The organism is Streptomyces sp. NPDC058664 (assembly GCF_042716635.1).
Classification (GTDB): domain Bacteria; phylum Actinomycetota; class Actinomycetes; order Streptomycetales; family Streptomycetaceae; genus Streptomyces.
This window is the reverse complement of sequence record NZ_JBHXRW010000063.1, coordinates 33929-40500: the sequence shown is the minus strand read 5'-3', so window position 1 is coordinate 40500 and position 6572 is coordinate 33929. Positions and strand designations below refer to the sequence as shown.

The following is a 6572-nucleotide window of genomic DNA, read 5'->3' as shown; positions in this document are numbered from 1 at the left end:
CACACCACCACCCCCCCACCACCCCCCCACCCCCGCGGCCGCCCGCCTGCCACCTCCCCCCGGCCGCCCCCCCCCCCCCCGCCCCGGGTCTCACGGACGGGCGGGTGGTGTCATCCGTCGGCTCGTCCCCGCATCACCCCCGCTCCCACGTGCCGGCCCCGGCGGTACGGGGTTCGGATCGCTCGCGGGGCGGCAGGGCCACCGCGACCGGCAAGGGGACTCAGCAGGGGGACGCGGGCGAGCAGCGAGAAGGCCACGCCCCCTCCCCCGCGAACTCCCTTCCGTGCCGGACGCGTCGGCGCGCGGTGGGCGGAGAGGCGCCCCAGGCGGCTGCGCGCAGCCGTTCCATCGCCGGGGTGATGCCGGTCAGCCGCAGCCTCCGGCCCCGGTCCGTCCAGTCCGTGAGGATCCGCAGGAGAGCGGAGTCCGCGAAGGTGACACGCGAGGTGTCGAGGATCAGACGGTGGTAGCCGTGGGTGGGCGCGACGGCCAGCATCACCCTCAGCGGCCCCGCGCTGTGGTGGTCGACCTCGCCGTGGAGTTCGACCCGCAGGGTGCGCGCGTCGGGAGTGGTGCAGGAACGGACGCTTATGGCGCAGGGCGCGGAGTCCGCACCCTGGTCCAGCGGTCCGGCGCCCGACGCGGCAGCAGGGGTGGAAGGGGCGTTCAGTATCGGAAGGTTGTTTGCGGTACTCACACCGGGCCAACGGGACAGGGGCCGCGAACGGCACGCCGGCTCACCCCGCCGGCCCGCGGATGCGCACGTGCGGGGGAGATCAATCACCCGTACGGACCACGGGCGCGTCCGCGGACGGGCGCCGGTGACCCGGCGCCCGCCGCCCTGTTCCGTCCTGCTTGACCTGCTCCGACCTGCTCCGACCTGCTCCGACCTGCTCCGACCTGCTCGACCTGCTCGACCTACTTGGCCTGCTCGGCCTGCTCGGCCTACTTGGGCATCAGGACGGTGTCGACGATGTACACGGTGGCGTTGGCCGTGGGGACGTTGCCGCAGACGACCTTCGAGGAGTCGTTGACGGTGTACGCCTCGCCCGAACCCTCCGTGGTGATCATGCCCTTCTGGAGGGTCTCGAAGGAGCCGTTCTCCAGCTGCTTCGGCGTCAGCTTCTGGCCGACCACGTGGTAGGTGAGGATCTTCGTCAGCGTGTCCTTGTCGGCAAGCACCTTGTCCAGGTCCGCCTTCGGGATCTTCGCGAAGGCGTCATTGGTCGGCGCGAACACGGTGATGTTCTCGGCGCTGTTGAGGGTGTCCACCAGGCCGGCCTGCTTCACGGCGGACACCAGCGTGGACAGCGCCGGGTTGTTCGAGGCGGCCGTGGCGACGGGGTCCTTCGCCATGCCGTCGAAGGAGCCGGCGCCGTCCTTGGGCACGCCGGCGCAGGCCGGGCCGAACGGGCCGTCGGCGGCCGTGTCCGTCCCGGTCGAGGGCGTGTTCTCCTGCGCCGCGGTCTCCGAGGCCTGGGAACCGGCCTCGGACCTGGTGTCCGAGCCGGAGTCCGAGCAGGCGGCCAGGGAGAAGGGCAGTGCCGCGGCGGCTGCCACGGCGACGGCGGCGCGGCGGAGGCGAAGAGCGTTCATGAGGAGGAACCCCTTGGTTCGTGTGCGCGGTGAGGGCGCACGGGGAGAGGAGAACGGCACGACCACCCCGGCCGGGAGTGCGGTGACGCGTCCGGACCGCCGGCGGGGAACTTCCCGCCGGGGTCCTGTTGTCGTGGGGTGTTTCGGAGCCCGGGACCGTCCGGATGGGTCTTTCACCCGTTCGAGTGAGAAAGGGCCTCGCGTTAGGGTGTGGGGTGCTTCCCGGAACCCTTCTGACCAGCGCGTCCCTCGCGGACGCCGCTCTTCGCACGCACGAGGAAGGGGGCCGGGAGTGGCCGCTCCTGGTGTGGGCGCCCGGACCGGGCACGCGCATGGTGTCGAGCGCCGTGCTCGGCGGAGGCATCGGCGCGCGCGGGTGGGTGCTCAACGCCCAGGTACCGCCCGGCTACGACCGGCGCGACCCCGTGGCGCACCTGCGTGACCTGGCCTCGGGCGCGGGGCTCGCGGGCCCCGGTGTGGGGCTGATGACGGCGGCCTCGGTCGCGGACCGGCGCCACGCCGAGGACGGCGGCGTACGGGCCGTGGTCACCGCCGGGATCGGTGTACGGGGCTGGGCCGCCGCCCCGGGACCAGGAGGGGTCGGTGTCCCGCGTCCGGGGACGATCAACATCATCGTGTCGCTGCCCGTGGCCCTCACGGACGCCGCGCTCGTGAACGCTGTCGCCACCGCCACCGAGGCGAAGACCCAGGCCCTGGTCGAACTCGGAGCCGATGCCTCGGGGACGCCCACGGACGCGGTCTGCGTGGCGGCGCCCTCGCCCACCGGAGACGACGCCGAGCCGTTCGCCGGTCCGCGCTCCCTCTGGGGCGCGCGGCTCGCCCGCGCGGTGCACCGGGCGACCAGGGAGGCCTGTGCGGAGCTGCTCGCCGCCGAGGGGCCGCACCCGGCCTCCTGACGTATCTCGCATCGTTTGTGCGTCGTACCCTGGAGGCATGGCCGATACGGAGCACGGCATCACGACCGGGGCGGTGGCCAGGCGCCTCGGGGTGTCGCCGACCACCCTGCGCTCCTGGGACCAGCGGTACGGCGTCGGACCCGCCGCGCGGAAGGGCGGGCGCCACCGGCGGTGGACGCCGGCGGACGTCGCCATGCTGGAGGAGATGTGCCGGCTCACCGCCTCCGGCCTCCCACCCGCCGAAGCGGCGCGGGCGGCCCGGACGGCCCGGACCGCGCGCTCGCACGCCGGCGAGGGCGTCGGGACGCCCGCCCGGCCCCCGTTCCCGCATCCCGAAGTGCCCGGAGCGGGCGGGCCGACGACGCATGTGCCCCGCGCCCCGGGCCGTCAGCCGGGATCGGGCAACGGCCTGCCCCTCGGAGACGTGCGCCTGGAGTGCCGCGGGCTCGCCCGCGCCGCCGTACGGCTCGACGGCCCCACGCTCGACTCCCTGCTCCGTGACGTCGTGGCGGACCACGGCCTCGTCACCGCCTGGGAGGAGGTGATGGCCCCGGCCCTGCACGCGGTGGGACGCAAGTGGGAGTCCTCGGGCGACCGTTACGTCGAGGTGGAACACCTGCTGTCCTGGCACGTGTCGACCGCGCTCCGGCGGGTCGCGCCCGCCGGACCCGTTCCCGTCGCTCCCACGCCTCCGGCCCTCCTCGCGTGCGTCCCCGGCGAGCAGCACACCCTGCCGCTCGAGGCGCTCGCGGCGGGTCTGGCCGAACGCGGCCTGCAGAGCCGCATGTTCGGCGCGGCCGTCCCGGCCGAGGCGCTCGACGCAGCCGTACGGCGCACGGGTCCGGCCGCGGTCGTCCTCTGGTCACAGGCCCGTTCGACCGCGAACCACGCCCTGGCGCGGCACGTCGCGGCGAGTTCCTTCGGCGTCAAGGGAGCGCGGACGCAGCCCCTGGTGATGCTCGCCGGGCCGGGCTGGGCCGGCCGGACCGTACCGGCGGGGATGCTGCGGCCCGGCGGTCTGCGGGAGGCGCTGGACGGCCTCTCCAGGCTCTCCACGGAGCCGACGACGGCGGCGGCGGCGGTCGACGGCTGACACCGGCCGCGGGCGGAAGCCGCGACCCGCGCTCCCACGACTCCGCGACCCCCACGACCTCCGCCGCCCTGCCCGTCCAGCCGCCCACTCGGCCGTGCGCTCGGCCCGCCCTCTCAGCCGTGCGCGAGCAGGGCCGCGGTGAGTTCCGCCGCACGGCGGTGCCAGAGGTCCGCGCCCCTGAGCATGGCGTGGCCTCCGGTCGGCATCGGGATGCCGACGGCGTCGGCGCCCGCCGCCCGCGCCCTGCGGACGAAGTCCCAGGACTCGCGGGCCGAGGTGACGCGGTCCGTCTCGTCGTGGAGCAGGTAGAGCCGCCGGCCGCTGAGGTGGTCCACGGGCTCGCCGGCGGGGCACCACGGCGCGAGGGCGACGACACCGCGTACGGCCTGATCGGCCGCGGCGCGGAGGGCCGCGCGGCCGCCCATGGAGTGACCGATGAGAACGACCGGTACGGATCCGGCCCGCTCCCGGAGGGCAGCGAGGGCGCTCTCCGCGTCCCTGACGGCGTCGGCACGAGAGCCGTTCCAGCCCCGGTGGCGGTAGCGGACCTCGCCGATCAGCACGTCCCGGCCCCGTACGGCGCGGGTCACCGCGGCCGCGAAGGGGCGCATCCGCAGCGCCGGGAGATTGAGGGCGGGCGGCGGCTCGGGTCCGTCGGCGCGGCCTCCGTGGAGCAAGAGCACGGCCGCGGTGGGCGCGGTCGGCGCGGTGCGGACGATCAGCGCGCTCGGGGCGCCGGGGTCGGCCCGCCGGGTACGACAGGTCATCGCGGGTCCGTCCCGTTCGCACGCCGGCGCGGTGGCCGGGGGAAGAACCCGCTCGTACGGGCCGTGCGGGCCGCGTGTCCGGGCCGCTTCGCCATATGGGCCTCCAGGAAGTCGTTTGCCGCTTCCCCGGACGAGCGGGGCGCTCATGACGAGGGGGGAGACGACCGTGAGGGCCGCAGTCTGCCAGGTCGCGCACGCCGTCGGACACGGACCCCACCGGGCGTCGAGCCCGAGCAGGGGCCGGGCCTGGCTTTGTCGGTGGGTGACGAGAGCGCCGGTGGCTCAGTGGCGCGAGCACCCTCGTTCACGAGAAAGTGATGTCGCCGAGTTCTGGGTTCTGGCACAGATCTTGGGGAGCCGTCGCGGAGCGTTACTCGGTGTTCGATTGCGAGGAGTCGGCTCGTGCGAGACAGCGTGCGCCTTGCCGTGTGACAGTCGTAACTGACGCTCCATCGGGTTTCTTCCGTTCGCTGCCGTGGTCGGCGGTGGACGGTGATGGTGCTGGTCATGCAGACCGATGCACCGTTCTGGGACTCACTGGTGTTCGACGGGATCGACGAGGTGGAGGTCGAGGCGGCTACGGCCGCGTTCGGCACGGTCGAGGTGATGGCGAGAGGCCGCGCGGCAGGGGCGGCATGTCCGGACTGCGGCCGCTTATCGGGCCGGGTCCACGACCGTTACCAGCGCGGGCTGAAGGACCTTCCGCTGGCTGATCAGAGCTTTGTGATCCGGCTGACGGTCAGGCGTTTCATCTGCGGGTCGGCGGACTGCCCGCGTCGGACGTTCGCCGAGCCGTTCGCCCGGCTGACTGTCCCGCACTCGCGGTTCACCACGCGTCTCAACCGAGCCCTGGAGCGGGTGGGACTCGCCTTGGCGGGGCGGGCCGGCGCCCGGCTGGCGGCACAGCTCGGCTTCGGTGCGGGAAGGATGACCTTGTTACGCAGGGTCATGTCGCTGCCCGATCCGGTGTTCAGTACTCCGCGGGCGCTGGGCGTGGACGACTTTGCGATCCGTCGAGGCCAGACCTACTCCACAGTCTTGACCAGCGTCGAAGACCGTCGCGTGGTCGATGTGCTCCTGACCCGCGAGGCCGGACCGCTGGCCGCCTGGCTGGACCGCCACCCCGGCGTGGAGATCATCTGCCGGGACCGGGCGGGCGCCTACGCCGAGGGCGCCCGGCGCGGTGCCCCCGATGCTCTGCAGGTCGCCGACCGGTTCCACCTGTGGCAGGGCCTGGGCCGGGCCGTGGAGACCTGCGTCGCCGCCCACCGCGACTGCCTGCGTAGGCCCTCGCCCAGCGGCCTCCTGCCGCCCGCCACACAACCGGTTTCCGATCGGCCGCAGGACGACGCGGAGCCGGTTGGCCGGCGGGCCGAGAGAAAGAAGGCCGCACACGCCCTGGTCCACGAGATGCTCGCCCAGGGCCACTCCCGCCGGGCGATCGCCCGGCACCTGGGCTGGGGCCTCAACACCGTCCTCCGGTACGCGAACGCCGCACGCTGGCAGGACACCATCCGCGACAACCGGCCCCGGCCCAGCAGGCTCGACCCCTACAAGCCGTACCTCGAACGACGATTCGCAGAGGGATGCACCAGCGTCACCCGGCTCCACGGCGAGCTGGCCGCCGAGCAGGCTCCCGTCACCTACGGCATGGTTCGTGCCCACATCGCCACCTTGCGTGGGGCTCCATCCGCCGCATCGCCGCGGACGCCGACGGTGCGGCAGGTGACCGGTTGGCTCACCCGACATCCCACGGCCTTGACCGAGGAAGACCGCGCCGGCCTGAAGGAGATCTTGGCCCGCTGCCCCGAACTGGACGAGGCGGCCGGACACGTCCGGGACTTCGGCGAGATGCTTGCCGACCGCCTTGGCTCCACGCTCCCCACCTGGATCGACGCAGTCGACGCCAGCCGGCTGCCTGGCCTCACGGGCTTCGCACTCCACCTGCGCCGAGACCTCGACGCCGTGACCGCCGGCCTCACTCTCGACTGGAGCTCCGGCAGCATCGAAGGCGCCATCAACCGCATCAAGAAGATCAAGAGACAGCTCTACGGCCGAGCCGGATTCGAACTCCTACGCAAGATGATCCTTCTCCAGTAACACTCCGAGACGCCCCCAGGATCTGCGCGAGAACCGAGAAGCAGGAACATCTGCCATGGCGGGCGTGCGGAAGAAGGTCACCCAGGTGCCCAGCCGTGG

General features: G+C 73.5%; 6 protein-coding genes and 1 pseudogene. 3 read left to right on the top strand and 4 right to left on the bottom strand.

Translation table 11 applies throughout. From position 1 onward, the window contains the following. Window positions 1-220: 220 nt before the first annotated feature. Entirely contained in the window at window positions 221-697 is a 477-nt protein-coding gene (locus ACFWUY_RS34400) for an STAS domain-containing protein (protein WP_384119121.1), read from the bottom strand. A 248-nt stretch (window positions 698-945) separates the two neighbouring features. Then, complete coding sequence (locus ACFWUY_RS34395; RefSeq protein WP_384119118.1) at window positions 946-1596, bottom strand: fasciclin domain-containing protein; 651 nt, start codon at window positions 1594-1596, stop codon at window positions 946-948. Window positions 1597-1811: 215 nt separating this feature from the next. On the opposite strand from ACFWUY_RS34395, the gene ACFWUY_RS34390 reads away from it, so the two are divergent. Together ACFWUY_RS34390 and ACFWUY_RS34385 are read left to right on the top strand one after the other, a co-directional pair. Further along, the gene (locus tag ACFWUY_RS34390) at window positions 1812-2513 is read left to right on the top strand and encodes an adenosylcobinamide amidohydrolase (protein WP_384119116.1); all 702 of its coding nucleotides are present in this window, start codon (window positions 1812-1814) and stop codon (window positions 2511-2513) included. A 37-nt stretch (window positions 2514-2550) separates the two neighbouring features. Next, on the top strand, window positions 2551-3606 hold the full coding sequence (locus ACFWUY_RS34385) for a MerR family transcriptional regulator (protein ID WP_384119114.1): 1056 nt from the start codon (window positions 2551-2553) through the stop codon (window positions 3604-3606). A 113-nt stretch (window positions 3607-3719) separates the two neighbouring features. On the opposite strand, the gene ACFWUY_RS34380 is transcribed toward ACFWUY_RS34385, so the two are convergent. Both ACFWUY_RS34380 and ACFWUY_RS34375 read right to left on the bottom strand, forming a co-directional pair. Continuing rightward, window positions 3720-4373 carry an alpha/beta fold hydrolase gene (locus ACFWUY_RS34380; RefSeq protein ID WP_384119112.1) on the bottom strand — a complete coding sequence of 218 codons (654 nt, stop codon included), beginning with the start codon at window positions 4371-4373 and terminating at the stop codon, window positions 3720-3722. Next, window positions 4370-4550: pseudogene (locus tag ACFWUY_RS34375) on the bottom strand (hypothetical protein); the annotation flags it as partial. The pseudogene ACFWUY_RS34375 and the gene ACFWUY_RS34380, both read right to left, overlap by 4 nt. Window positions 4551-4868: 318 nt before the next feature. On the opposite strand from ACFWUY_RS34375, the gene ACFWUY_RS34370 reads away from it, so the two are divergent. Continuing rightward, complete coding sequence (locus ACFWUY_RS34370; protein ID WP_384119109.1) at window positions 4869-6473, top strand: ISL3 family transposase; 1605 nt, start codon at window positions 4869-4871, stop codon at window positions 6471-6473. Window positions 6474-6572 lie beyond the last annotated feature (99 nt).

What these genes read in the sequence shown, in the direction of transcription:
- ACFWUY_RS34370 (WP_384119109.1), top strand. Translation starts at nt 4,869, where the DNA reads ATGGTGCTGGTCATGCAGACCGATGCACCGTTCTGGGACTCACTGGTG.
- ACFWUY_RS34385 (WP_384119114.1), top strand. Translation starts at nt 2,551, where the DNA reads ATGGCCGATACGGAGCACGGCATCACGACCGGGGCGGTGGCCAGGCGC.
- ACFWUY_RS34395 (WP_384119118.1), bottom strand. Translation starts at nt 1,596, where the DNA reads ATGAACGCTCTTCGCCTCCGCCGCGCCGCCGTCGCCGTGGCAGCCGCC.
- ACFWUY_RS34380 (WP_384119112.1), bottom strand. Translation starts at nt 4,373, where the DNA reads ATGACCTGTCGTACCCGGCGGGCCGACCCCGGCGCCCCGAGCGCGCTG.